28 protein-coding genes are annotated in these 22,607 nt (G+C 59.9%); 11 read left to right on the top strand and 17 right to left on the bottom strand.

Translation table 11 applies throughout. The features are described 5' to 3' along the window. Positions 1–2: 2 nt before the first annotated feature. The 9 genes from hisD to FHL16_RS03440 form a co-directional block, all read right to left on the bottom strand. On the bottom strand, positions 3–1,328 hold the full coding sequence (hisD, locus tag FHL16_RS03480; protein ID WP_077747426.1) for a histidinol dehydrogenase: 1,326 nt from the start codon (positions 1,326–1,328) through the stop codon (positions 3–5). Between the two features lie 126 nt (positions 1,329–1,454). Then, positions 1,455–2,090 (bottom strand): ATP phosphoribosyltransferase, encoded by a 636-nt coding sequence (gene hisG, locus FHL16_RS03475; RefSeq protein WP_007901570.1) that lies wholly within the window; start codon positions 2,088–2,090, stop codon positions 1,455–1,457. A 128-nt stretch (positions 2,091–2,218) separates the two neighbouring features. Beyond that, complete coding sequence (murA, locus tag FHL16_RS03470) at positions 2,219–3,484, bottom strand: UDP-N-acetylglucosamine 1-carboxyvinyltransferase (RefSeq protein WP_010463300.1); 1,266 nt, start codon at positions 3,482–3,484, stop codon at positions 2,219–2,221. Positions 3,485–3,506: 22 nt separating this feature from the next. Next, positions 3,507–3,746, bottom strand: coding sequence for a BolA family protein (locus FHL16_RS03465; protein ID WP_007912386.1), 240 nt, complete (start codon positions 3,744–3,746; stop codon positions 3,507–3,509). Positions 3,747–3,860: 114 nt separating this feature from the next. Then, positions 3,861–4,166: an STAS domain-containing protein gene (locus tag FHL16_RS03460; protein ID WP_010463303.1), complete on the bottom strand. Its 306-nt coding sequence runs from the start codon at positions 4,164–4,166 to the stop codon at positions 3,861–3,863. Further along, positions 4,163–4,816 carry an MlaC/ttg2D family ABC transporter substrate-binding protein gene (locus FHL16_RS03455; protein ID WP_010463306.1) on the bottom strand — a complete coding sequence of 218 codons (654 nt, stop codon included), beginning with the start codon at positions 4,814–4,816 and terminating at the stop codon, positions 4,163–4,165. Before FHL16_RS03455 ends, FHL16_RS03460 begins: the two co-directional genes overlap by 4 nt. 11 nt (positions 4,817–4,827) lie before the next feature. Beyond that, entirely contained in the window at positions 4,828–5,295 is a 468-nt protein-coding gene (mlaD, locus tag FHL16_RS03450) for an outer membrane lipid asymmetry maintenance protein MlaD (RefSeq protein WP_010463308.1), read from the bottom strand. Beyond that, positions 5,295–6,092, bottom strand: coding sequence for a lipid asymmetry maintenance ABC transporter permease subunit MlaE (gene mlaE, locus FHL16_RS03445; RefSeq protein ID WP_010463310.1), 798 nt, complete (start codon positions 6,090–6,092; stop codon positions 5,295–5,297). Before mlaE ends, mlaD begins: the two co-directional genes overlap by 1 nt. Then, positions 6,092–6,901 (bottom strand): ATP-binding cassette domain-containing protein, encoded by an 810-nt coding sequence (locus FHL16_RS03440; RefSeq protein WP_010463312.1) that lies wholly within the window; start codon positions 6,899–6,901, stop codon positions 6,092–6,094. The genes mlaE and FHL16_RS03440 overlap by 1 nt, the downstream gene beginning before the upstream one ends. Before the next feature lie 277 nt (positions 6,902–7,178). On the opposite strand from FHL16_RS03440, the gene FHL16_RS03435 reads away from it, so the two are divergent. The 10 genes from FHL16_RS03435 (at position 7,179) to FHL16_RS03390 (ending at position 14,206) form a co-directional block, all read left to right on the top strand. Further along, on the top strand, positions 7,179–8,153 hold the full coding sequence (locus tag FHL16_RS03435; protein WP_010463314.1) for a KpsF/GutQ family sugar-phosphate isomerase: 975 nt from the start codon (positions 7,179–7,181) through the stop codon (positions 8,151–8,153). Beyond that, positions 8,153–8,677: a KdsC family phosphatase gene (locus FHL16_RS03430; RefSeq protein WP_007941249.1), complete on the top strand. Its 525-nt coding sequence runs from the start codon at positions 8,153–8,155 to the stop codon at positions 8,675–8,677. Before FHL16_RS03435 ends, FHL16_RS03430 begins: the two co-directional genes overlap by 1 nt. A gap of 7 nt (positions 8,678–8,684) precedes the next feature. Next, positions 8,685–9,257 (top strand): LPS export ABC transporter periplasmic protein LptC, encoded by a 573-nt coding sequence (lptC, locus tag FHL16_RS03425; RefSeq protein WP_010463318.1) that lies wholly within the window; start codon positions 8,685–8,687, stop codon positions 9,255–9,257. Continuing rightward, on the top strand, positions 9,244–9,792 hold the full coding sequence (gene lptA, locus FHL16_RS03420; protein WP_042932376.1) for a lipopolysaccharide transport periplasmic protein LptA: 549 nt from the start codon (positions 9,244–9,246) through the stop codon (positions 9,790–9,792). Before lptC ends, lptA begins: the two co-directional genes overlap by 14 nt. Further along, positions 9,792–10,517, top strand: coding sequence for an LPS export ABC transporter ATP-binding protein (lptB, locus tag FHL16_RS03415; RefSeq protein WP_010463322.1), 726 nt, complete (start codon positions 9,792–9,794; stop codon positions 10,515–10,517). The genes lptA and lptB overlap by 1 nt, the downstream gene beginning before the upstream one ends. A 184-nt stretch (positions 10,518–10,701) precedes the next feature. Continuing rightward, positions 10,702–12,195, top strand: coding sequence for an RNA polymerase factor sigma-54 (locus tag FHL16_RS03410; RefSeq protein WP_010463324.1), 1,494 nt, complete (start codon positions 10,702–10,704; stop codon positions 12,193–12,195). A 74-nt stretch (positions 12,196–12,269) separates the two neighbouring features. Next, complete coding sequence (hpf, locus tag FHL16_RS03405; RefSeq protein ID WP_007941242.1) at positions 12,270–12,578, top strand: ribosome hibernation-promoting factor, HPF/YfiA family; 309 nt, start codon at positions 12,270–12,272, stop codon at positions 12,576–12,578. Positions 12,579–12,590: 12 nt separating this feature from the next. After that, positions 12,591–13,055 (top strand): PTS IIA-like nitrogen regulatory protein PtsN, encoded by a 465-nt coding sequence (gene ptsN / locus FHL16_RS03400; RefSeq protein WP_077747425.1) that lies wholly within the window; start codon positions 12,591–12,593, stop codon positions 13,053–13,055. 2 nt (positions 13,056–13,057) lie between these two features. Further along, positions 13,058–13,915, top strand: a complete 858-nt coding sequence (gene rapZ / locus FHL16_RS03395) for an RNase adapter RapZ (protein ID WP_010463332.1) — start codon at positions 13,058–13,060, stop codon at positions 13,913–13,915. Between the two features lie 15 nt (positions 13,916–13,930). Next, complete coding sequence (locus FHL16_RS03390; protein ID WP_077747424.1) at positions 13,931–14,206, top strand: HPr family phosphocarrier protein; 276 nt, start codon at positions 13,931–13,933, stop codon at positions 14,204–14,206. An 8-nt stretch (positions 14,207–14,214) separates the two neighbouring features. Here FHL16_RS03390 and FHL16_RS03385 read toward each other — a convergent pair whose 3' ends face one another. The 6 genes from FHL16_RS03385 to pmbA form a co-directional block, all read right to left on the bottom strand. Next, positions 14,215–15,108 (bottom strand): ZIP family metal transporter, encoded by an 894-nt coding sequence (locus FHL16_RS03385; RefSeq protein WP_077747423.1) that lies wholly within the window; start codon positions 15,106–15,108, stop codon positions 14,215–14,217. Positions 15,109–15,138: 30 nt separating this feature from the next. Then, positions 15,139–15,750: a superoxide dismutase gene (locus FHL16_RS03380; protein WP_077747422.1), complete on the bottom strand. Its 612-nt coding sequence runs from the start codon at positions 15,748–15,750 to the stop codon at positions 15,139–15,141. Position 15,751: 1 nt separating this feature from the next. After that, the gene (locus tag FHL16_RS03375; RefSeq protein WP_077747421.1) at positions 15,752–16,180 is read right to left on the bottom strand and encodes a hypothetical protein; all 429 of its coding nucleotides are present in this window, start codon (positions 16,178–16,180) and stop codon (positions 15,752–15,754) included. A gap of 27 nt (positions 16,181–16,207) precedes the next feature. Further along, entirely contained in the window at positions 16,208–17,590 is a 1,383-nt protein-coding gene (locus FHL16_RS03370) for a class II fumarate hydratase (RefSeq protein ID WP_077747420.1), read from the bottom strand. Then, entirely contained in the window at positions 17,565–17,978 is a 414-nt protein-coding gene (locus tag FHL16_RS03365) for a FagA protein (RefSeq protein ID WP_077747419.1), read from the bottom strand. Before FHL16_RS03365 ends, FHL16_RS03370 begins: the two co-directional genes overlap by 26 nt. 248 nt (positions 17,979–18,226) lie before the next feature. Beyond that, the gene (pmbA, locus tag FHL16_RS03360) at positions 18,227–19,573 is read right to left on the bottom strand and encodes a metalloprotease PmbA (protein ID WP_010463346.1); all 1,347 of its coding nucleotides are present in this window, start codon (positions 19,571–19,573) and stop codon (positions 18,227–18,229) included. Positions 19,574–19,681: 108 nt separating this feature from the next. Here pmbA and yjgA point away from each other — a divergent pair, with 108 nt between their 5' ends. Then, the gene (gene yjgA / locus FHL16_RS03355; RefSeq protein WP_010463348.1) at positions 19,682–20,206 is read left to right on the top strand and encodes a ribosome biogenesis factor YjgA; all 525 of its coding nucleotides are present in this window, start codon (positions 19,682–19,684) and stop codon (positions 20,204–20,206) included. A 49-nt stretch (positions 20,207–20,255) separates the two neighbouring features. Here the strand turns inward: yjgA and tldD are convergent, their stop codons facing one another. Both tldD and FHL16_RS03345 read right to left on the bottom strand, forming a co-directional pair. Continuing rightward, a complete protein-coding gene (gene tldD, locus FHL16_RS03350; protein WP_010463350.1) occupies positions 20,256–21,698 on the bottom strand; it encodes a metalloprotease TldD in 1,443 nt (480 codons plus the stop codon). A 4-nt stretch (positions 21,699–21,702) separates the two neighbouring features. After that, the gene (locus tag FHL16_RS03345; RefSeq protein ID WP_010463351.1) at positions 21,703–22,563 is read right to left on the bottom strand and encodes a carbon-nitrogen hydrolase family protein; all 861 of its coding nucleotides are present in this window, start codon (positions 22,561–22,563) and stop codon (positions 21,703–21,705) included. Positions 22,564–22,607 lie beyond the last annotated feature (44 nt).

Below are 22,607 nucleotides of genomic sequence, written 5' to 3'. Positions count from 1 at the left end.
GTTCAGTTCCCCTTTTGCTCATCAACAATGCGGTATTCGGCGCTACGGGCGTGGGCAGTCAGCGACTCGCCACGGGCCAGCACGGAAGCGGTCTTGCCCAGTTCGGACGCACCCTGCTCGGAGCAGAAGATGATCGACGAGCGTTTCTGGAAGTCGTACACACCCAGCGGCGAAGAGAACCGCGCGGTGCCGGACGTCGGCAACACGTGGTTCGGGCCTGCGCAGTAATCGCCCAGGGCTTCGGAGGTGTGACGGCCCATGAAGATCGCGCCGGCGTGACGGATCAGCGGCAGCCAGGCTTGCGGATCGGCGACCGACAACTCCAGGTGTTCCGGCGCAATGCGGTTGGCCACTTCGATGGCCTGCTCCATGTCGCGAACCTTGATCAACGCACCACGGCCATTGATCGAGGTTTCGATGATCTGGGCGCGCTCCATGGTCGGCAGCAGTTTGGCGATGCTGGCCGCGACCTTGTCGAGGAACTCGGCGTCCGGGCTGACCAGAATCGCCTGGGCGTCTTCGTCGTGCTCGGCCTGGGAGAACAGGTCCATGGCGATCCAGTCCGGATCGGTATGGCCATCGCACACCACGAGGATTTCCGACGGACCGGCGATCATATCGATGCCGACCTGGCCGAACACATGGCGCTTGGCGGTGGCGACATAGATATTGCCCGGGCCAACCACCTTGTCGACCTTCGGCACGCTTTCGGTACCGTAAGCCAATGCGGCAACCGCTTGCGCGCCGCCAATGGTGAAAACGCGGTCAACACCGGCGATGCACGCCGCCGCCAGCACCAGCTCGTTGATTTCACCGCGCGGTGTCGGCACCACCATGACCACTTCGGTCACACCGGCGACCTTGGCCGGAATTGCATTCATCAACACGGAGGATGGGTACGACGCCTTACCGCCCGGGACGTACAGACCGGCGCGATCCAGTGGCGTGACCTTCTGGCCCAGCACCGTGCCATCAGCTTCGGTGTAGGTCCAGGAATCCTGTTTCTGTTTTTCGTGGTAGCTGCGCACGCGGGCCGCGGCTTTTTCCAGCGCTTCACGCTGAGGCACGGTGATGCGGGTCAGGGCCAGTTCCAGGCGTTCGCGCGGCAGGATCAGATCCGCCATGGACGCAACGTCCAGGCCGTCGAACTGCCGGGTGAAGTCCACCAGCGCTGCGTCGCCACGCTCGCGCACGGCTTTGATGATGTCCAGCACTCGCTGATTGACCGAGTCGTCAGACACACTTTCCCAGCTCAGCAGATGATCCAGATGATGCGCGAAATCCGGGTCAGCAGCATTGAGTCGGCGAATTGCAGTCGGTGCGGTCATAGCGAGAGCCTCATAGGAATGGCAAAAACTCAGGCGCCCTAACTTAGCAGTCGTTTCCGCTTGGGCACCTGAGAATTCTGGCTATGAGGCGGATAGACGGGCGCGACTTAACGTCGCGCAGGTGAATCAGCCGCGGTGTCGAGACTCCACTGCCTTGCGCAGGGTGTCGATCAACGCCTGGATACGGGCATGCTGCATTTTCATCGACGCTTTGTTGACGATCAGCCGGGAGCTGATGTCAGCGATGAAATCCTGGGGTTCCAGGCCATTGGCACGCAAGGTGTTACCGGTGTCGACCACGTCGATAATCTTGTCCGCCAGACCGATCAGCGGCGCCAGCTCCATCGAGCCGTAGAGCTTGATGATGTCGACCTGACGGCCCTGCTCGGCGTAGTAACGCTTGGCAACGTTGACGAACTTGGTCGCTACCCGCAGGCGGCCCTTGGGTTCGACATCACCGACACGGCCGGCGGTCATCAGCTTGCAGAGGGCAATTCGCAAGTCCAGCGGTTCGTACAGACCCTGGCCACCATATTCCATCAGCACATCTTTACCGGCGACGCCCAGGTCCGCGGCACCATGCTCGACGTAGGTCGGCACATCGGTGGCGCGCACGATCAGCAGGCGCACGTCGGCCTGGGTCGTGGGGATAATCAACTTGCGGCTCTTGTCCGGATTCTCGGTCGGCACGATGCCCGCTTCAGCCAGAAGCGGCAGGGTGTCGTCAAGGATGCGGCCCTTGGACAGTGCGATGGTCAACATGGGAAACGTCAGTCCTTATCAGGCTACTGATGCCCGGTCGCAAACGGCGCCGGACACACATCGAGCCAGAAACTGGCTCGACTTGAAACAAATTCAACGGACGCGTCCCTGCGCCCATGCAGCAGAAACTAGCCCGGTACGCGGCGAATCTTGGCGCCGAGCATCTGCAGTTTCTCTTCGATGCACTCGTAACCACGGTCGATGTGGTAGATGCGGTCGATCAGGGTGTCGCCTTCGGCGATCAGTGCCGAGATTACCAGGCTGGCCGAAGCACGCAGGTCGGTGGCCATCACTGGCGCGCCTTTCAGCTTTTCGGTACCGGTGACGATGGCCGTGTTGCCTTCGACCTGGATCTTGGCGCCCATGCGGTGCAGTTCGTAAACGTGCATGAAGCGGTTTTCGAAGATCGTCTCGATCACGGCGCCCGTGCCTTCGGCAATGGCGTTGAGGGAGATGAACTGCGCCTGCATGTCGGTCGGGAACGCCGGGTACGGAGCGGTCCGCACGTTGACGGCTTTTGGCCGCTTGCCGTGCATGTTCAGCTCGATCCAGTCTTCGCCGCAGGTGATTTCCGCGCCCGATTCCTTGAGTTTCTCAAGAACCGCTTCGAGGATGGTCGGATCAGTGTCCTTGACCTTCACGCGACCGCCGGTGACGGCTGCCGCCACCAGGTAGGTGCCGGTTTCAATACGGTCAGGCATCACTTTGTAGGTGGTCGGGTGCAGACGCTCAACGCCATCGATGGTGATGGTGTCGGTGCCGGCGCCAGTGATCTTGGCACCCATGGCAATCAGGAAGTTCGCCAGGTCGATGACTTCAGGTTCGCGAGCGGCGTTCTGCAACACGCTGCGGCCCTTGGCCAGGGCGGCGGCCATCATGATGTTTTCGGTACCGGTCACGCTGACGGTGTCGAAGAAGAAGTGCGCACCGCGCAAGCCGCCTTCTGGCGCCTTGGCCTTGATGTAGCCGCCTTCGACGTCGATGACCGCGCCCATGGCTTCGAGACCACGGATGTGCAGGTCAACCGGACGCGAACCAATGGCGCAACCGCCAGGCAGGGCAACTTCGGCTTCACCGAAACGGGCAACCATCGGGCCCAGCACCAGGATCGATGCGCGCATGGTTTTCACCAGCTCATACGGTGCGATCAGGGTCTTGATGGTGCGCGGGTCGATTTCGACGCTGAGCTTCTCGTCGATCACCGGCTCAATGCCCATGCGGCCGAACAGCTCGATCATGGTGGTGATGTCGTGCAGGTGCGGCAGGTTGGCAACCGTTACCGGGCCATCGCACAGCAGGGTTGCAGCCAGGATCGGCAGGGCAGAGTTCTTCGCCCCGGAGATGCGGATTTCTCCATCAAGACGAACGCCGCCAGTAATAATCAATTTATCCATAAGAATCTCGACGCCCTTGGGCTCAGGTGCGCTCGGCCCAGGCCGCGCTGCTGAAAAATTTCATAGTGACCGCATGGATGCTGCCATCGGTGATCCATGGGTTCAAATGGGCATAGATCTGCTGCTGACGCTTCACCGGGCTTAACGCCGCCAGTTCATCGCTAATCACGTTCAGCTGGAAATTGCAGCCTTCGCCCTCAACTTCTACCAACGTTCCGGGCAGCTTTCCTTCAAGGAAGCTCTTCACTTCTACGGCCTGCATGCTCAACCTCAATCGGCGCCCTGTGCGCGCGGGTCGGACATCATACAAAAAAGCCCCGCGCCTGCGAACCCCGCGAAGCAGGACTCTGACGGGGGGCTTCTTTATAGATGCTGGTTAGGGATGCGCCAACAGCTCGGTCAATTCGCTGACCTGAGCGATTTCACGCATGTCTTCTGGCATTCCGCGGATGCTCAGCGCCTTGCCGGCCGCCTCTGCATCGCGCATGAAGCACAGCAGCAGGGACAAGCCTACGCTGCTGGACTTCAACACTGCCGAACAATCAACCACCAGTTCGGCGGCCTTGCTGGACTTGATCAACGCCTGCCCCTGCTTGCGCAGACCAGGGCCGGTGCGGTAATCCAGCATGCCGCTCAGTCGCAGCTCGCCGGTTTCGCTCATGCGAATGGCCGACACACTCATTGGGCAGACTTCTCGGAGGCGTCTGCGGTTTTATCCTTGGCCTTGGCGACTTCCCCGGCCCAACCGTTGATGGTCTTGTCCAGGTCATTGCCATTGCGCTGCATCGCATCGGCGAACTGATCGCGGAACAGCTTGCCGATATTGATGCCGTTGATGATCACGTTGCGCAGTTTCCACTCGCCGTTGATTTTCTCGAGTGTGTAAGACACAGGATAGATCGAGCCGTTGGAGCCTTTGACCGTCATGGCAACGCTGGTACGGTCTCCGGACTCATCCTTGGCAGGGTCGACGGTGATGCCCTGATTGTTGTACTCGAGCAAGGCGTTGCCATAGAACTGGAACAGACCTCTCTTGAAGTTTTCTTCAAAGGTCTTCATCTGCGCCGGCGTTGCTTTGCGCGAGTATTTGACCGTCATGATGCTTTTGGAAATGCCCTCGGCATCCACGACCGGCCCGACGATGGTGTTCAGCGCCGTGTAAAAGTCTTGTGGGTCCTGCTTGTACTTCTCTTTGTTGGCCGACAGGTCTGCAAGCAACCGAGTCGTGGTGTCCTGCACGATTTCGTGCGCTGAGGGCGCTGCCACGGCGTTAGCCATCAACGGCAGGGCCGCGAGTAATACCAACAGGCCACGTCGCAAGGTAGAGATCATTCAAAAGCTCCTCATTTGGCGTCTTTGCTAACGGTATTGAGCAGGAATTTACCGATCAGGTCCTCGAGCACCAGCGACGACTGGGTGTCGTGGATGGTTCCACCATCCTTGAGCAAGCCTTCTTCGCCGCCCACGCTGATGCCGATGTACTTCTCGCCCAACAGGCCAGCGGTCAGGATAGATGCAGTGGAGTCGGTCGGCAGGTTATCTACGCGCTTTTCCAGCTGCATCGTCACTCGACCGGTGAAACTGTCGCGGTCCAGATCGATCGCCGTGACCTTGCCGATGGTCACACCGGCCATGGTCACTTTAGCTCTGACCGTCAAACCGGCGATATTGTCGAAATATGCATAAAGTTTATAAGTATCGGTGGTGGCACTTGGGGACAGGCCACTGACCCGCAACGCTAGCAACAGCAAAGCCAGGATGCCAGCCAGCAAGAAAAGGCCGACACCGATTTCCAGGGTGCGGTTTTGCATCAGAAATCTCCAAACATCAAGGCGGTCAAAATAAAGTCCAGGCCGAGCACAGCCAAAGAGGCGTACACCACGGTCTTGGTAGTGGCACGACTGATCCCCTCGGAAGTGGGCTCGCAGTCATAGCCTTGGAATACGGCGATCCAGGTCACGACGAAGGCAAAGACGATGCTCTTGATGATGCCGTTGAGCACATCATCGGTGAACGTCACGCTGTTCTGCATGTTGGACCAGTAGGAACCTTCATAGACACCCAGCCAGTCGACAGCCACCCACGAACCGCCCCAGATACCCACCACGCTGAAAATCATCGCCAGCACTGGCAGGGAAATGAAGCCGGCCCACAGGCGCGGGGCAATGATGTACTTGAGCGGGTCGACGCCAATCATTTCCAGACTGGACAACTGTTCGGTGGACTTCATGTTGCCGATTTCGGCGGTCAGCGCCGAACCTGCACGCCCGGCGAACAGCAGTGCCGTGACCACGGGGCCGAGTTCGCGCAACAGCGTCAGCGCAACCATCTGCCCCACCGCCTGCTCCGAACCGTAGCTGGACAGGATGTTGAAGCCTTGCAGCGCCAGCACCATGCCGATGAACACCCCGGAGACCACAATGATCACCAGGGACATCACGCCCACCGAATGCAGTTGCTTGATCAGCAGGCCAAAGCCGCCGCCGATACCACCGCGGCCGAGCAAGGCATGAAACAGGAAAATCGCCGAACGGCCGAACACCGCCAGCACATCGATGCCGGCATGGCCGAACCGACGCACGCGTTCCAATAGTGAAATCTTGCGCATCAACGCTTCCCCAGAAGATCTGCGCGGTAATCCGTCGCTGGAAAGTGGTATGCGACCGGACCGTCGGGATCGCCGGTCATGAATTGACGAATCCGCGGTTCCTGCGAGTTCATCAGCTCCTCGGGAGTGCCCTGCCCCAACACCTGGCCGTCGCCCACCACATAGATGTAGTCGGCGATGCTGGCGGTCTCGGCCAGATCATGGGAGACCACGATACTGGTGATGCCCAACGCATCGTTGAGCAAGCGGATCAGGCGCACCAACACGCCCATGGCGATAGGGTCCTGGCCGACAAAGGGTTCGTCATACATGAGGATCTGCGGATCGAGGGCAATCGCCCGCGCCAGCGCGACACGGCGCTTCATGCCACCGGACAGTTCGTCGGGCATCAGCTCGATGGCGCCACGCAACCCCACGGCCTGCAATTTGAGCAGGACGATGTCACGGATCATTTCTTCCGGCAGCTCGGTATGAACGCGCAGCGGAAAGGCGACGTTCTCGAACACGTCGAGGTCGGTAAACAGCGCGCCGCTCTGGAACAGCACACCCATATGCTTGCGCGCATCGAACAGATCGCTGCGCGACAGCTTTGGCAGGTTCTGGCCATTGACCCAGACTTCGCCCTTGGTGGGCCGCAACTGCGCGCCCATCAACCGCAACAGCGTGGTCTTGCCACACCCGGAAGGCCCCATGATGCCGGTGACCTTGCCGCGCGGGATACGGATATCGACGTTATTGAAAATGCTGCGCGCACCGCGCTTGAAGGACAGTCCCTTCAGCTCGACCGCGTAGGCGTTATCGGCACTCATCTAAACTCCTTGCGATGCAGCCTCACACTCGGACGCCTGTCTTTCTGACGAAAGCACATACCTCCACGGGCAGGCCGAACTGGCGGCGAACTATATCACTGCAAAGGCCAAGCGCCCAAGGCCCACGCCGGCCCATGTTCAGCAACTTGACAGGCAAAAAGCCTTGTTCAGAAGGGATTCAGTAACAGGGAATGACAAAGCGTGACGAACTTGCGTGAGGGTTTTGATCATTACCGCTATAATCGCCGCCTTTTCATCAGGCTATACGATTTCTGACATGAGCCAATCCAGCGACCTGATTCAATCTGCACAACGCACCATCCGCCTCGAACTGGAAGCCGTACAAGGCTTGCTGCCCCATATCGACGCAGATTTTGTACGCGCTTGCGAGATGATTCTGGACAGCAAAGGCCGCGTGGTCGTGGTCGGCATGGGCAAATCGGGGCACATCGGCAACAAGATCGCCGCCACCCTGGCCAGCACCGGCACCACGGCCTTTTTCGTGCACCCGGCCGAAGCCAGCCACGGCGACATGGGCATGATCACCCGCGACGACATCATCCTTGCGCTGTCGAACTCCGGCTCCACCAATGAAATCGTCACCCTGCTGCCCCTGATCAAGCGTCTGGGCATCAAATTGATCAGCGTGACCGGCAACCCGGACTCGCCGCTGGCCAAGGCCGCCGAGGTCAACCTCAACGTTCACGTAGAGCACGAAGCCTGCCCGCTGAACCTGGCACCGACCTCGTCGACCACCGCCGCGCTGGTCATGGGCGATGCCCTGGCCGTTGCGCTGCTGGAAGCCCGGGGCTTTACCGCTGAAGACTTCGCCTTTTCCCATCCGGGCGGCGCGCTGGGTCGACGCCTGCTGCTGAAAGTCGAAAACGTCATGCACGCCGGCCAGGAGCTGCCGCAGGTTCAGCGCGGTACGCTGCTCAAGGATGCGCTGATGGAAATGACTCGCAAGGGCCTGGGCATGACCGTGATCCTGGAAGCCGATGGCAAACTGGCCGGGATCTTCACCGACGGTGACTTGCGCCGCACACTGGACCGCAGCATCGACATCCACAGCGCCACCATCGATCAGGTCATGACCGCGCACGGCAAGACTGCTCGCGCCGAGATGCTCGCCGCCGAAGCCCTGAAAATCATGGAAGACCACAAGATCAACGCACTGGTCGTGGTCGACAGCGAAGACCGCCCGGTCGGCGCCTTGAACATGCACGACTTGCTGCGTGCGGGAGTAATGTAATGAGCACGGACCTGCTGCAACGCGGCAAACAGATCAAACTCGCGGTATTCGACGTCGACGGCGTGCTGACCGACGGGCGCCTGTACTTTCTCGAAGACGGCAGCGAATTCAAGACGTTCAACACCCTCGACGGTCAAGGCATCAAGATGTTGATGGCAGCCGGCGTGCAGACCGCTATCATCAGCGGCCGCAAGACCCCGGTGGTCGAACGGCGGGCGAAGAACCTCGGCATTCCACACCTTTACCAGGGTCGTGAAGACAAACTGGTGGTGCTCGACGAACTTCTTGCACAACTCAACCTAAGCTATGAACAGGTCGCCTACCTGGGCGACGACTTGCCGGACCTGCCGGTGATTCGCCGCGTGGGTCTGGGCATGGCCGTAGCAAACGCTGCCAGCTTCGTGCGTGAACACGCCCATGGCATCACCCTGGCCCGTGGTGGCGAGGGTGCCGCTCGCGAATTCTGTGAATTGATCCTGCGCGCCCAGGGCCGCCTCGATGCGGCCAACGCCGCGTACCTGTGAGCCCATTATGCTGAGCAAAAAGATTCGTAACATCCTGGTGTTCGGCTGCATCGCGGCGCTGTTCGCCGCGGTCGGCTACTGGAACATCAGCCCGGAACGCTTCCTCGACAAGCCGGTGGTCACGGTCGATGAAAGCGCAATCGACTATTACGCCCTCAACGCCCACAGCGTTCAGTACCTGCCGGACGGCAAACTGCAATACGAAATGACGTCCGACAAGGTCGAACACCTGAAAGCGAGCGAGGTGACGTTGCTGACCAACCCTGACCTGAACATGTTTCGCGGTACGCAGTTTCCGTGGCACGTCCAGAGTGAGCGCGGCGAAGTCAACCCGGACGGCACTCAGGTCGAGCTGATCGACTCGGTGCGCATCACCCGTTTCGACGAGAAAAACCGCCGAACCCTGATTACCACCACCCGAATGACGGTGTTCCCGCAGCAGCAATATGCGCAGACCGATCAACCCGTTAGAATCGACGGCGCTGGCGGTGTATCGACAGGCAACGGAATGAAAGCGTATTTGAAAGAAAGCAGGATACACCTGCTATCGAACGTAAGAGGACAGTATGAGGCTCGTTAAAACTCTCCCTATTTTGCTCAGTCTGGGCGCAGCACTGGGAAGCGTGAGCGCCTGGGCTCTGCCGAACGATCAAGAGCAGCCTATCCGCATTCAGGCCGACGACGCCCAACTGGACGACAAGAATGGCGTTGCCACCTATAAAGGTGACGTGATCATCACTCAGGGCTCGATGAAGGTCACCGGCAATACCGTGACCATCACCCGTACCCCGGCTGGCGACATCGACGTGGTGACCTCGGTGGGCAACCTCGCCTACTTCGAGCAGATGCAGACGGCCGGCGACACCAAGCCTGTTCAGGGCTGGGGCGTGACCATCCAGTACCACGCCTCGCAAAACCGCGTCGTGCTGATCGACAAGGCAAAAGTCGTCGACAAGGACAACAACGTCACCCAGGGCGAAAAAATCGTCTACGACACCCAGAAAAAGCTTGCGAGCGCCGGGCGTGCTACGGGTAGCAAGGTTACCGAGTCGCGTCCGCGCATCGACATGGTGATCCAGCCCAAGCCGAAAAACGACGCGAAAAAGGCTCCTTAATGGCAACTCTGAAAGCTCAGCATCTGGCCAAGAGCTACAAGAGCCGCCAGGTCGTGCGTGACGTCAGCCTGTCCATCGACAGCGGTCAAATCGTCGGCCTGCTAGGCCCTAACGGCGCCGGCAAGACCACCTGTTTCTACATGATCGTCGGCCTGGTGCAGGCCGATCAGGGTCGCGTGCTGATCGACGACCTGGACGTCAGCCACCAGCCAATGCACGGTCGTGCGAAGGCCGGTATCGGCTATCTTCCGCAAGAAGCGTCGATCTTCCGCAAACTCTCGGTCGCCGATAACATCATGGCCATCCTCGAGACCCGCAAGGAACTCGACAAGGCCGAGCGTCGCAAGGAACTGGAAAGCCTGCTGCAGGAATTCCACATCAGCCACATCCGCGACAACCTAGGCATGAGCCTGTCCGGTGGTGAACGTCGTCGGGTGGAAATCGCCCGGGCACTGGCCACCAACCCGAAATTCATCCTCCTCGACGAACCATTCGCCGGCGTGGACCCGATTTCGGTGGGCGACATCAAGCAGATCATCTACCACCTCAAGGCCAAAGGCATTGGCGTGCTGATCACTGACCACAACGTCCGTGAAACCCTGGATATCTGCGAAACCGCCTACATCGTCAACGATGGTCAACTGATCGCTGAAGGTGACTCCGCCACCATCCTGGCCAACGAACTGGTCAAGGAAGTGTATCTGGGCCATGAATTCCGCCTTTAAGCAGTAAGGTGTCTGGCTGATTGTCCGAGCGCTCATCTCGATAAAAAATCAATACTTTTTTATTGTTACAGCGCTCTAGGCAAACGCTGCAGTTTCGGGCATATAATTTGCTTATGTTTGGCGCTCCGGCGCCCTGTAGTGGATGGCGCATGTGCGCCGGCGAATAAGGTGTTAAGCCCCTGCCATGAAACCATCGCTAGTCTTGAGAATGGGCCAGCAGCTGACGATGACACCGCAGCTGCAACAGGCCATCCGCCTGCTCCAATTGTCGACCCTGGACCTGCAACAGGAAATCCAGGAGGCCCTGGAGTCCAATCCGATGCTCGAACGCCAGGAAGAAGGCGACGACTTCGATAACGCCGACCCCTTGGCCGACAAAGCCGAACAGCTCCCCAACGCCGACATTTCGGAACCCTCCTACCAGGAAACCGCCCCGACGGTGGATAACCTCGAGGAAGGCGACTGGAACGAGCGCATTCCCAACGAGCTGCCCGTTGATACCGCGTGGGAAGACGTCTACCAGACCAGTGCCAGCAGCTTGCCGAGCAACGATGACGACGAGTGGGATTTCACCACCCGCACATCGGCCGGTGAAAGCCTGCAAAGCCATTTGTTGTGGCAACTGAACCTGGCACCGATGTCCGACACCGATCGTCTGATCGCCGTGACCCTGATCGACTGCATCAACAATCAGGGCTACCTGGACGAAACCCTCGAGGAAATTCTCGAGGCCTTCGATCCGGAACTGGACATCGAACTGGACGAAATCGAAGCCGTCCTGCACCGCATCCAGCAATTCGAACCGGCCGGCATTGGCGCCCGCAACCTGGGCGAATGCCTGCTGCTGCAATTGCGCCAACTGCCTGCCAAGACGCCTTGGCTGGCCGAAGCGAAACGCCTGGTCACCGACTACATCGACCTGCTCGGCAGCCGCGATTACAGCCAGCTCATGCGTCGCATGAAACTCAAGGAAGATGAACTGCGCCAGGTCATCGAGCTGGTGCAGAGCCTCAACCCGCGCCCGGGCTCGCAGATCGAGTCCAGTGAAGCCGAATATGTTGTCCCTGACGTGATCGTGCGCAAGGACAATGAGCGCTGGCTGGTCGAGCTGAACCAGGAATCGGTGCCACGGCTGCGGGTCAACGCCCAATACGCCGGTTTTGTGCGCCGCGCCGACACCAGCGCCGACAACACCTTCATGCGCAATCAGTTGCAAGAGGCCCGCTGGTTCATCAAGAGCCTGCAAAGCCGCAACGAAACCCTGATGAAAGTAGCCACTCAGATCGTCGAGCATCAGCGCGGCTTTCTTGAATACGGCGACGAAGCGATGAAGCCGCTGGTCCTGCATGACATCGCCGAAGCGGTGGGGATGCACGAGTCGACGATTTCACGGGTCACCACACAAAAATTCATGCATACCCCTCGGGGCATATATGAACTGAAATACTTTTTCTCCAGCCACGTCAGCACCTCCGAAGGCGGTGAATGCTCGTCCACAGCGATCCGCGCGATCATCAAAAAACTGGTTGCCGCGGAAAATCAGAAAAAGCCGTTGAGTGACAGCAAGATCGCTGGTTTACTGGAGGCACAAGGCATTCAGGTGGCTCGCCGCACCGTCGCCAAGTACCGCGAATCCCTCGGGATCGCGCCTTCGAGCGAACGCAAGCGGTTGATGTAGAGCCACGCCACAGCGTTCCAGTGGCAGGCATTTCTGCCTGCCGCTTTATGCACTGGCAACGAAGGAGAAGCTGTATGCAAGTCAACATCAGTGGACACCAACTGGAAGTGACCGAACCTCTTCGCACCTACATCGGCGAAAAACTCGAACGATTAGAGAGGCATTTCGACAAGATCACCAACGTGCAGGTCACGATGACGGTCGAAAAGCTCAAGCAGAAAATCGAAGCCACGCTGCATATTCCCGGCAATGAAGTGGTCGCAAACGCGGAGCATACCGATATGTACGCGGCGATCGACGCACTGACCGACAAGCTGGATAAACAACTCAAAAAGCATAAGGAAAAGACCCAAAGCCTCCTCCAGGGCGCGACCGGTCGTTAACACTCCCAACCCATGATCCGACTTGAAAGCATCCTGCCCCCCGGCCGTTCCCTCGTGAACGTGCCGGGCGGCAGTAAAAAGAAAGCCCTCGAGCAAATTGCCAACCTTATCCACAAAGAAGTGCCGGATCTGGAGATGCAAGATGTCTTCGAGGCTCTGATTGCCCGTGAAAAACTCGGCTCAACCGGTTTTGGCAACGGCATCGCCATTCCCCACTGCCGCCTGAAGGGCTGCACCTCGCCCATCAGCGCCCTGATGCACCTTGATGCACCCATTGATTTCGACGCCATCGACGGCGCCCCGGTTGACCTGCTGTTCGTTCTGCTGGTCCCGGAAGCCGCTACCGATGCGCACCTGGAGTTACTGCGCCAGATCGCCAGCATGCTCGACCGCAAGGAAGTGCGCGAAAAACTGCGCAGCGCCCCGAGCAATGAAGCCTTGTATCAGGTTGTCCTGGACGAGCAAAACGGTCATTAACCATGCGCTTGATCATCGTCAGTGGCCGATCCGGCTCAGGTAAAAGTACCGCACTCGATGTTCTCGAGGACAACGGCTACTACTGCATCGACAACCTGCCCGCCGGATTGCTGCCGGAACTGGCCGAGCGCGCGCTGATTCATACCGAGCTGGCACAACCGCTGGTCGCGGTATCCATCGATGCTCGCAACCTGCCGAGTCACCTGTCGCGGTTTCCGGAATTGCTTGAAGAAGTCCGCAGCCGGCATATCAAGTGTGATGTGCTGTACCTGGACGCCGACGAAGAAACGTTGCTCAAACGCTTCTCGGAAACCCGCCGCCGCCACCCGCTGAGCAACGCCAATCGCTCGCTGGCCGAGGCAATTCAGGACGAAAGTGCCCTGCTGGGTCCGATCGCCGATCTGGCGGACCTCAAGGTGAACACCACCAACCTGAACCTGTATCAGCTGCGCGATACCATCAAGCTGCGTCTGCTGAACCAGCCGGAAGCGGGCACGGCGTTCCTGGTGGAGTCTTTCGGGTTCAAGCGGGGCATGCCGGTTGATGCAGACCTGGTGTTCGACGTGCGCTGCCTGCCCAACCCTTACTGGAAGCCGGAATTGCGCGACCAATCCGGGCTTGATCAACCGGTGGCCGAATACCTGGCGGCACAACCGGACGTCGAAGAGATGTTCCAGGACATCTCCACGTACCTGCTCAAGTGGTTGCCGCGCTTTGCCGCCAGCAACCGCGCTTATGTCACCATCGCCATTGGCTGCACCGGCGGGCATCACCGCTCCGTCTACCTGACCGAACGTCTGGGCCAGGTCCTGCAACAATCCCTGAAGAACGTCCAGGTTCGCCACCGCGACCTCAGCTAAAGGATTCACATCGCGATGCCTGCTCGGGAAATTGAAATCATCAACAAGCTGGGCCTTCATGCCCGCGCTTCGGCAAAATTCGTTGGCGTTGCGGGTCGGTTCCCGGGTTGCACCATCAGAGTAGGTCGTACGCCAGAATCCGCGGTCGATGGCAAAAGCATCATGGCCATGATGATGCTTGCGGCCGGCAAGGGCACCAAAATCCACCTGAGCACTGAAGGCGAGCAGGAACAGGAAGCGATGGATGCGCTGGTCGAACTGATCAATAACTACTTCGACGAAGGCGATTAAACATTCGCCTAAGCGAGCGCCGTATCCATCACCATCATCAAACAAAACCCGATCAACAACCCAAGACTCGCCAGCTTGTCGTGACCATTGCGCCGCGACTCGGGAATCACTTCATGGGTGACCACCAGCAACATCGCCCCCGCCGCCAACGCCAACCCTAACGGCAACAGCAATTCGGCCAGGCTCACCAGCCAGGCGCACAACAGCGCAAAGACCGGCTCCACCAGACCTGATGCCGCACCGATCAGGAAAGCTTTGACCCGCGACATCCCCGCCCCTGCCAGTACCAGCGCGATCACCAACCCTTCCGGCACATCCTGCAACGCAATGCCCATGGCCAGGCTGTCAGCATCCGGCATCCCACCACCGGCCGAAACCCCGACCGCCATGCCTTCGGGGATGTTATGGGCAATGATGGCAAATACAAACAACCAGATCCGTGGGGGGATGACCGGGCGCTCCAGGGTTCCAACGAGCATTTCCGGCGAGGCGCCCGACACTTTACGGTCCACCAGAAACAGCCCGAACGCGCCAAGCATGATGCCGAAGCTGATAAGGCCACTGGCCGCCCAGGGTGTCAGCCCCAGGCTTTCAGCAGCCGAGATCCCCGGAACGATCAGCGAAAACGCCGTCGCCGCGAGCATCACTCCGGCACCAAAACCGAGCAACGTATCGCTGACCGCCTGCGGCATGCGGCGAATCACCAGCACCGGAACCGCACCCAACGCAGTGCCCAGGGCACAAATCGCCCCGCCCTGCAGTGCACGCAGCAGCTTGGGTTCGAGATCGAGCCACGCCAGCCCGTGCGCGACCAACAACGACATGCCCGCCAACAGCAATAGCGATCCCACCGCGTAACGAAACATTCGTCCGCTGCCAAACGCCAGTGTTTCAGTGCCCATAGTCAGCCTTGGATTGTTTTTATAGAGGACTTAAACCAGCGCAGCCTGATAACGCGTAGCGACTTCAGGCCAATTGATCACGCTGTAGAACGCATTGATGTATTCCGGACGACGGTTCTGATATTGCAGGTAGTAAGCGTGCTCCCACACATCCAGGCCAAGGATCGGCGTATTGCCATTCATCAACGGGCTGTCCTGGTTGCCGCTACTTTCCACTATCAGGGTCTTTTGCGGCGTGACGCTGAGCCAGGCCCAGCCACTGCCAAAGCGGGTCAGCGCAGCTTTGGTGAAGGCATCCTTGAAACTGTCCAGGCCACCCAGTTGCTCATCAATCGCCTTGGCCAGCGCACCTTCGGGTTTGCCGCCACCGTGAGGCGCCATCACTTCCCAGAACAGCGAATGGTTGGCGTGGCCGCCGCCCTGATTGATCACCGCCGCGTGGAGCTTTTCCGGCAGCTGCCGGACGCTGGCGACCAGTTTTTCCACCGACCACTCGGCAAATTCGGTGCCTTCGACCGCGGCGTTGAGATTATTGATGTAGGTCTGGTGGTGCTTGGTGTAATGGATCTCCATGGTCTGCGCATCGATATGCGGTTCCAGGGCATCGTAAGCGTAAGGCAGGGCAGGCAAGGTAAAAGCCATTTCAATGGACTCCATGGTGTAGAGGCGCAGGCGATACGGTATCGGTGTGCAGCAAACGGTGGGTGCGCGGATATTCGCCGTGGTCGCTGATGAAATTCAGCAGCTCGACATAGGTTTTGCTGCTTTGGCGCTGTGCGGCTTCACGCAGTGCCGGGGCCAGGCGCGGGTCCTGCAGGGTTTGCAACAACCGCTGATGGATCGCGCACAAATATTCGGCGCTCTCCTCCGGCTGGTTCAGACGCAAATGCAGATCCGCCAGGTTGTGATGGGAAATCACGCAGGCCGCCACCGCTTCGTCGGCATCCGCCCAGCGCTCGAACAACACCTGGGCCAGGGCAAGTGCCTGCAAGTAAGCCTCGCGGGCATCGACCAATTCGCCCAGCATGAAATGGCGATTGGCCCTTTCGATCGTGCGTTTCCAGTGCTCCATGGTGAGCCTCCAAAGCGGTAGCGGTGATTACACGCCGCCTGCGGTGAGCTTCTCTGGGTTGAGTAATTCTTCCAGTTGGCTGCGCGTCAGGTCAGTGTGCTCCAGGGCGACATCGATCACCGGACGCCCCTGTTGATAGGCCTTCTTGGCGATTTCAGCGGCTTTTTGGTAACCAATGATCGGGTTGAGTGCGGTCACCAGAATCGGGTTGCGCGACAGCGCCTCTTTGATTCGAGATTCGTTGACCTTGAAGCTGGCGATGGCCTTCTCACCCAGCAGATGACTGGAGTTGGCCAGCAATTCGATGCTGCTCAGCAGGTTCTGGGCGATGATCGGCAGCATCACGTTCAGCTCGAAATTGCCTGACTGACCGGCGATGGTGATGACTGTGTCATTGCCGATCACCTGGGCGGCGACCATGGCAGTGGCTTCCGGGATCACCGGGTTGACCTTGCCGGGCATGATCGAAGAGCCCGGCTGCAAGGCTTCAAGTTCGATTTCGCCGAGGCCGGCCAGCGGGCCGGAGTTCATCCAGCGCAGGTCGTTGGCGATTTTCATCAGCGAAACCGCTGTCGCTTTAAGCTGGCCGGAGACCGCCACCGCAGTGTCCTGGGAGCCGATCAGCGCAAACAGATCCTTGCCCGGCGTGAACTGAACGTGGGTCAGCTCGCTCAGCTGTTGGCTGAAACGCGCTGCGAATTGCGGATGTGCATTGATCCCGGTGCCGACCGCCGTACCACCCTGAGCCAGGGATTGCAGGCTCGGCAGCAAGTCCTGCAAGTGACCGATGTTGGCCTTGAGCTGCTGCGCCCAGCCATTCAGGACCTGACTCATGCGCACCGGCATGGCGTCCATCAAGTGCGTGCGACCGGTTTTGACGTGGTGATGAACCTCTTCAGCCTTTCGCTCGATGACCTGCACCAGACCCACCAGCGCCGGCAGCAGCTGCTCATGCAAGGCAAGTGCAGCGCTGACATGGATGGTGGTCGGGATAATGTCGTTGCTGCTTTGACCGCAGTTCACATGATCATTAGGGTTCACCGGCTCGCCGAGCAGGCGGCTGGCCAGGGTGGCAATCACTTCGTTGGCGTTCATGTTGGAACTGGTGCCGGAGCCGGTCTGGAAGATGTCCACCGGGAAGTGCTGCATGAAGTCGCCCTGAAGCAGCCCCAGTGACGCATCGACGATGGCTTTGCCCTGGGATTCGCTGATTTGCTTGAGCTCGACATTGGCACGGGCAGCGGCGGCTTTGGCCAGAATCAGCGACCGGATGAACTGCACCGGCATCGGCTTGCCGCTGATCGGGAAGTTATCCACCGCACGTTGGGTCTGTGCGCCATAGAGGGCGTCCACCGGGACTTGAAGCTCGCCCATGCTGTCACGCTCAATACGAGTCTGAGGGTCTGTCATCAGAAAATCCTTGCACCAGTTCGTTTAGGGGAATCGAGGGCTGTAACTCGCAGATCGCCAATTGCCAGGTGTAGCTTTGCCAGCGCTTGAGGCGGCATTTGCACAGAGAGAGGCGTTCGAGTTCGCGCAGCGGGCGCCAGGCTTGGTCGAGGCAGTAAGTCCGCCAGTGCCACGGCAGCGCGACATCGGCGGCGGTGTCGAGCAACAAACGGAAGGACGTCTCGGCGATGGTCCAGGGAGAAGTGGCGGTGCAACACGCCAGGTACCGGCCTTCAGCCAGGTAATGTTCGATCAGGCGCGGCTCGTCGGGGTCCATCGCGCAACGGATCTGGCGACTCATCCAGCGCCAGCTTTCGAGGTAAGGCTGCTCGTGCAAGGCAGAACTCATGATCCGGGCTCATTCGGTAATGAGATTTATTATTAGATGATAATGAGAACCAAAACAACCCCGAGAGCACGCACCGAAATCCATTGTGGGAGCGAGCCTGCTCGCGAAGGCGACCGAATATTCAATATCTGTGTCGTCTGACACTCCGCTATCGCGAGCAGGCTCGCTCCCACAGGGAACGGTGCATGGCACATAAAAAAAGCGCGCCACCTGATGGGTGGCGCGCTTTTTTGCTTAGCGGTAAGGGTTTAGCTGCCCGCGACGGTCATCCGCTCGATCAACACCGAACCGGTGCGAATATTACTGCGCAATTCCAGGTCATTACCGACGGCAACGATCTGCTTGAACATGTCGCGCATGTTGCCGGCGATGGTCACTTCCTGGACCGCGAACTGGATTTCGCCGTTCTCGACCCAGTAACCCGCCGCGCCCCGGGAGTAATCGCCGGTGACCATGTTCAGGCCCTGGCCCATCAGCTCGGTGACCAGCAAGCCACGCCCCATGCGGCGCAGCAAGGCGGCTTGGTCTTCATCACCATGGGTGACGAACAGGTTGTGCACGCCACCCGCGTTGGCGGTGCTCGGCATGCCCAACTTGCGCCCGGAGTAAGTGCCGAGGATGTAGGACACCAACTCGCCTTTCTCGACGAACGGTTTGGCGTAAGTCGCCAGACCATCACCGTCGAACGCCGAACTGCCCATGGCGCGCATCAAGTGTGGACGCTCATCGATGGTCAGCCATTCCGGGAACAGTTTCTGACCCAGCGTGCCTTCAAGGAACGACGATTTGCGATACAGGCTGCCGCCGGAAATCGCCGAGAGGAAGCTGCCGAACAAGCCACCGGCCAGTTCCGCGGAAAACAGCACCGGCACTTCGCAGGTCGGCACCGGACGCGCGCCCAATCGGCTCGCGGCCCGTTGCGCGGCACGCTGGCCGATGCTCACCGGGTCGGCCAACAAGTTACCCTGACGGTTCACGTCGTACCAGTAATCGCGCTGCATCTGGCCGTCAGCCTCGGCGATCATCACGCAGCTCAGGCTGTGCCGGGTCGACGCATAACCGCCAATAAAACCGTGGCTGTTGCCGTAAACGCGACAGCCTTGATGGGTGCTGAGGGTCGTGCCGTCGGCGTTCTTGATCCGACTGTCGGCGGCAAATGCCGCGGCTTCGCAGGTCAGCGCCTGCTCGATGGCCTGCTCCGGGGTGATGTCCCATTCATGGAACAGGTCGAAATCCTGCAGATCCCTGGCCATCAGCGCGGCATCTGCCAGGCCGGAAGCTTCGTCTTCGGAGGTGTGCTTGGCGATGGCCAACGCCGCCGCGACGGTTTCACGAATCGCCTCAGGACCACTGGCCGAGGTGCTGGCCGAGCCTTTGCGCTGACCGACGTACAAGGTGATGCCAAAGCCCTGGTCGCGGTTGAATTCGACGGTTTCGACTTCACGCTGGCGCACCGAGGTGGACAGGCCCTGCTCCAGGGACACGGCCACTTCACAGGCACTGGCCCCCTGACGCTTGGCTTCAGCGATGATCTGCTCGACTTGTTCTTGCAGTGCCGGCAACGCTTGTGGGCCGACGCTTTCAACTGCACTCATGCTGTTCTCCACTCAAATTCTGCTTTCGGCTGGGGCCTTCGAGCGACCGGGCCGGACAAGCGGCCCCCGACTGGTTATCATGGCGGCGTTTCTTTGCGGACGGCCACCATGGTTGATTCTTACGACGACTCCCTCGATACGGGAGAAAAAAGCAAATCCCAGGTTAAACGCGAGCTTCATGCTCTGGTTGACCTCGGCGAGCGCCTTACAACGCTCAAGCCTGACTTGCTGGCAAAACTGCCGTTGACCGACGCTATGCGCCGGGCACTGGCTGATGCGCCCAAGCACACCGCGAATATCGCGCGTAAACGGCACCTTATGTTCATCGGCAAACTGATGCGCGATCAGGACACTGACGCCATTCTGGCGCTGCTCGATCAACTCGATGCCTCCACCCGGCAGTACAACGAACGTTTCCATGGCCTGGAACGCTGGCGCGATCGCTTGATCGCGGGCGACGATGCGGTCCTGGAGAAGTTCGTGCTCGACTACCCGGAGGCTGATCGTCAGCAGTTGCGCTCCCTGATCCGTCAGGCCCAGCACGAACTGGCGACCAACAAGCCACCGGCATCGAGCCGTAAAATCTTCAAGTACATCCGTGAGCTGGACGAGACTCAACGCGGCCTGCGTTAAATCTCGAATCGGGTGAGTCGCCAAGCGGCTCACCCGAAGCTCCATCCTTTTACGATCCTGTGCCACCCACAGTGATCGCATCGATTTTCAGCGTTGGCTGGCCGACACCCACCGGCACCGACTGCCCATCCTTGCCACACGTCCCCACGCCACTGTCCAGCGCCAGATCGTTACCGACCATCGACACCTTGCTCATGGCTTCCGGGCCGTTGCCGATCAACGTCGCGCCTTTGACCGGGGCAGTGATTTTGCCGTCTTCGATCAGGTACGCCTCGCTGGTGGAGAACACGAACTTGCCGCTGGTGATGTCCACCTGCCCGCCGCCGAGGTTGGCGCAATAGATGCCGCGCTTGACCGACTTGATGATTTCTTCCGGGTCGCTTTCGCCGGCCAGCATGTAGGTGTTGGTCATCCGTGGCATCGGCAGATGCGCATAGGACTCACGACGACCGTTGCCGGTGCGGGCCACACCCATCAGGCGTGCGTTGAGCTTGTCTTGCATGTAACCCTTGAGCACGCCGTTTTCGATCAATGTGGTGCACTCGGTCGGGGTGCCTTCGTCGTCGACGCTCAGGGAGCCACGACGACCGGCCAGCGTGCCGTCATCGACGATGGTGCACAGCTTGGACGCAACCATCTCGCCCATGCGCCCGCTGTAGGCCGAACTGCCCTTGCGGTTGAAATCACCTTCCAGACCGTGGCCGACCGCTTCGTGCAGCAGCACGCCGGACCAGCCCGAACCCAACACCACCGGCAACGTACCGGCCGGCGCAGGAATGGCTTCAAGGTTGACCAGCGCCTGACGCAGCGCTTCACGGGCGTAGCCCATGGCACGGTCATCGCTGAGGAAATAGCGGTAATCGGTACGACCGCCACCGCCATGACCACCGCGCTCGCGGCGACCGTTTTGCTCGACGATCACGCTGACGTTGAAGCGCACCAGCGGCCGCACATCGGCCGCCAGGCTACCGTCGGTCGAAGCGACAAGAATGCGCTCCCAGACGCCGGCCATGCTCACCGTGACTTGCTGGATACGCGGGTCGAGGGCGCGAGTCGCGACGTCGATGCGCTTGAGCAGTTCGACTTTTTCCGCGCGGCTCATCACTTCCAGCGGGTTGTCCGGCCCGTACAACTGGGTGACGTCAGCCGAGGTGAACGCCTGCACCGTGCCATTCTGCCCGGCGCGAGAGATCGAACGTGCCGCCCGGGCCGCAGCGCCGAGGGCTTCCAGGGTGATGGCATTGCTGTAGGCGAAACCGGTTTTTTCACCCGATTGCGCACGCACGCCCACGCCTTGGTCGAGGTTGAAGCTGCCCTCCTTGACGATCCCGTCTTCCAGCGCCCAGGACTCGGAAATCTGCCCCTGGAAATACAGATCCGCCGCATCGATGCCCGGACCGGCCAGATCGCCGAGCACACCTTGCAGGCTCTCGATCGTTACGCCACCGGGCGCCAGGAGGTGTTCACTGACGGAGGACAACAACTCGCTCATATGTTTACGCCTTAAATTCGTCGTTCCGGGCAGGTCGCTGTGCGCCCTGCGAGAAAAAGCGCCGGTGACTGGACACCGGCATCCGCGTCCTGATGGACGCCTGTTCGCTGCTATCGCGTTCGGCCAGCAGCACGGCCTCGCCTTGATCCTGTTGTGCCAGCACGCGTCCCCAAGGGTCGACGATTGCAGCGTGCCCCCAGGTTTCTCGCGGTCCCGGATGCGTCCCACCCTGGGCGGCCGCGAGCACATAACATTGAGTCTCGATGGCCCGCGCGCGAATCAGCACCTCCCAATGTGCTGCGCCGGTCACCGCGGTAAATGCCGACGGTGCGGTAATCAATTGCGCGCCCGCAGCCCGCAATTCGCTGTACAACTCCGGGAAACGCAGGTCGTAACACACTGTCAGGCCGACCCGGCCGACGGGCGTGTCCGCCACCACAATCCCACTGCCATAAGCATAGTCATCGGATTCGCGATAACGCCCGCGATTGTCTGCCACATCCACGTCGAACAGGTGCAGCTTGTCGTAGCGCGCCACCGTTTCGCCCTGATCATTGACCAGCAACGAACAGGCATGCGCCTTGGACGTCGGATGGCCCAACGGCGGCAACGGCAACGTGCCGGCCACTATCCATAACTTGAGGTCACGGGCGGTCTGTTTCAACCACGGCAGGATCGGACCTTCACCCAACGCCTCGGCGCGGCCGATGTCAGCAATGTCGCGACGGCCCATGGCGGCGAAGTTTTCCGGCAGTACCGCCAGCTGCGCGCCACCCGCCGCCGCCTCTTCGAGCAGATGCCGGGCCCGGGCCAGGTTGGCCAGCACATCGCTCTGGCTGACCATTTGAATCACCGCAAAAGACATGGCCTTTTCCTTATCGGGAATCAACACAACCCTGTAGGAGCGAG

Source organism: Pseudomonas sp. FSL W5-0299, assembly GCF_005930655.1.
Taxonomy (GTDB): domain Bacteria; phylum Pseudomonadota; class Gammaproteobacteria; order Pseudomonadales; family Pseudomonadaceae; genus Aquipseudomonas; species Aquipseudomonas mandelii.
This window is presented reverse-complemented; position numbering and strand designations above follow the sequence as displayed.

Coding starts and splice junctions, on each gene's coding strand:
- hisD (WP_077747426.1), bottom strand. CDS start 1,328: ATGACCGCACCGACTGCAATTCGCCGACTCAATGCTGCTGACCCGGAT.
- hisG (WP_007901570.1), bottom strand. CDS start 2,090: ATGTTGACCATCGCACTGTCCAAGGGCCGCATCCTTGACGACACCCTG.
- murA (WP_010463300.1), bottom strand. CDS start 3,484: ATGGATAAATTGATTATTACTGGCGGCGTTCGTCTTGATGGAGAAATC.
- FHL16_RS03465 (WP_007912386.1), bottom strand. CDS start 3,746: ATGCAGGCCGTAGAAGTGAAGAGCTTCCTTGAAGGAAAGCTGCCCGGA.
- FHL16_RS03460 (WP_010463303.1), bottom strand. CDS start 4,166: ATGAGTGTGTCGGCCATTCGCATGAGCGAAACCGGCGAGCTGCGACTG.
- FHL16_RS03455 (WP_010463306.1), bottom strand. CDS start 4,816: ATGATCTCTACCTTGCGACGTGGCCTGTTGGTATTACTCGCGGCCCTG.
- mlaD (WP_010463308.1), bottom strand. CDS start 5,295: ATGCAAAACCGCACCCTGGAAATCGGTGTCGGCCTTTTCTTGCTGGCT.
- mlaE (WP_010463310.1), bottom strand. CDS start 6,092: ATGCGCAAGATTTCACTATTGGAACGCGTGCGTCGGTTCGGCCATGCC.
- FHL16_RS03440 (WP_010463312.1), bottom strand. CDS start 6,901: ATGAGTGCCGATAACGCCTACGCGGTCGAGCTGAAGGGACTGTCCTTC.
- FHL16_RS03435 (WP_010463314.1), top strand. CDS start 7,179: ATGAGCCAATCCAGCGACCTGATTCAATCTGCACAACGCACCATCCGC.
- FHL16_RS03430 (WP_007941249.1), top strand. CDS start 8,153: ATGAGCACGGACCTGCTGCAACGCGGCAAACAGATCAAACTCGCGGTA.
- lptC (WP_010463318.1), top strand. CDS start 8,685: ATGCTGAGCAAAAAGATTCGTAACATCCTGGTGTTCGGCTGCATCGCG.
- lptA (WP_042932376.1), top strand. CDS start 9,244: ATGAGGCTCGTTAAAACTCTCCCTATTTTGCTCAGTCTGGGCGCAGCA.
- lptB (WP_010463322.1), top strand. CDS start 9,792: ATGGCAACTCTGAAAGCTCAGCATCTGGCCAAGAGCTACAAGAGCCGC.
- FHL16_RS03410 (WP_010463324.1), top strand. CDS start 10,702: ATGAAACCATCGCTAGTCTTGAGAATGGGCCAGCAGCTGACGATGACA.
- hpf (WP_007941242.1), top strand. CDS start 12,270: ATGCAAGTCAACATCAGTGGACACCAACTGGAAGTGACCGAACCTCTT.
- ptsN (WP_077747425.1), top strand. CDS start 12,591: ATGATCCGACTTGAAAGCATCCTGCCCCCCGGCCGTTCCCTCGTGAAC.
- rapZ (WP_010463332.1), top strand. CDS start 13,058: ATGCGCTTGATCATCGTCAGTGGCCGATCCGGCTCAGGTAAAAGTACC.
- FHL16_RS03390 (WP_077747424.1), top strand. CDS start 13,931: ATGCCTGCTCGGGAAATTGAAATCATCAACAAGCTGGGCCTTCATGCC.
- FHL16_RS03385 (WP_077747423.1), bottom strand. CDS start 15,108: ATGGGCACTGAAACACTGGCGTTTGGCAGCGGACGAATGTTTCGTTAC.
- FHL16_RS03380 (WP_077747422.1), bottom strand. CDS start 15,750: ATGGCTTTTACCTTGCCTGCCCTGCCTTACGCTTACGATGCCCTGGAA.
- FHL16_RS03375 (WP_077747421.1), bottom strand. CDS start 16,180: ATGGAGCACTGGAAACGCACGATCGAAAGGGCCAATCGCCATTTCATG.
- FHL16_RS03370 (WP_077747420.1), bottom strand. CDS start 17,590: ATGACAGACCCTCAGACTCGTATTGAGCGTGACAGCATGGGCGAGCTT.
- FHL16_RS03365 (WP_077747419.1), bottom strand. CDS start 17,978: ATGAGTTCTGCCTTGCACGAGCAGCCTTACCTCGAAAGCTGGCGCTGG.
- pmbA (WP_010463346.1), bottom strand. CDS start 19,573: ATGAGTGCAGTTGAAAGCGTCGGCCCACAAGCGTTGCCGGCACTGCAA.
- yjgA (WP_010463348.1), top strand. CDS start 19,682: ATGGTTGATTCTTACGACGACTCCCTCGATACGGGAGAAAAAAGCAAA.
- tldD (WP_010463350.1), bottom strand. CDS start 21,698: ATGAGCGAGTTGTTGTCCTCCGTCAGTGAACACCTCCTGGCGCCCGGT.
- FHL16_RS03345 (WP_010463351.1), bottom strand. CDS start 22,563: ATGTCTTTTGCGGTGATTCAAATGGTCAGCCAGAGCGATGTGCTGGCC.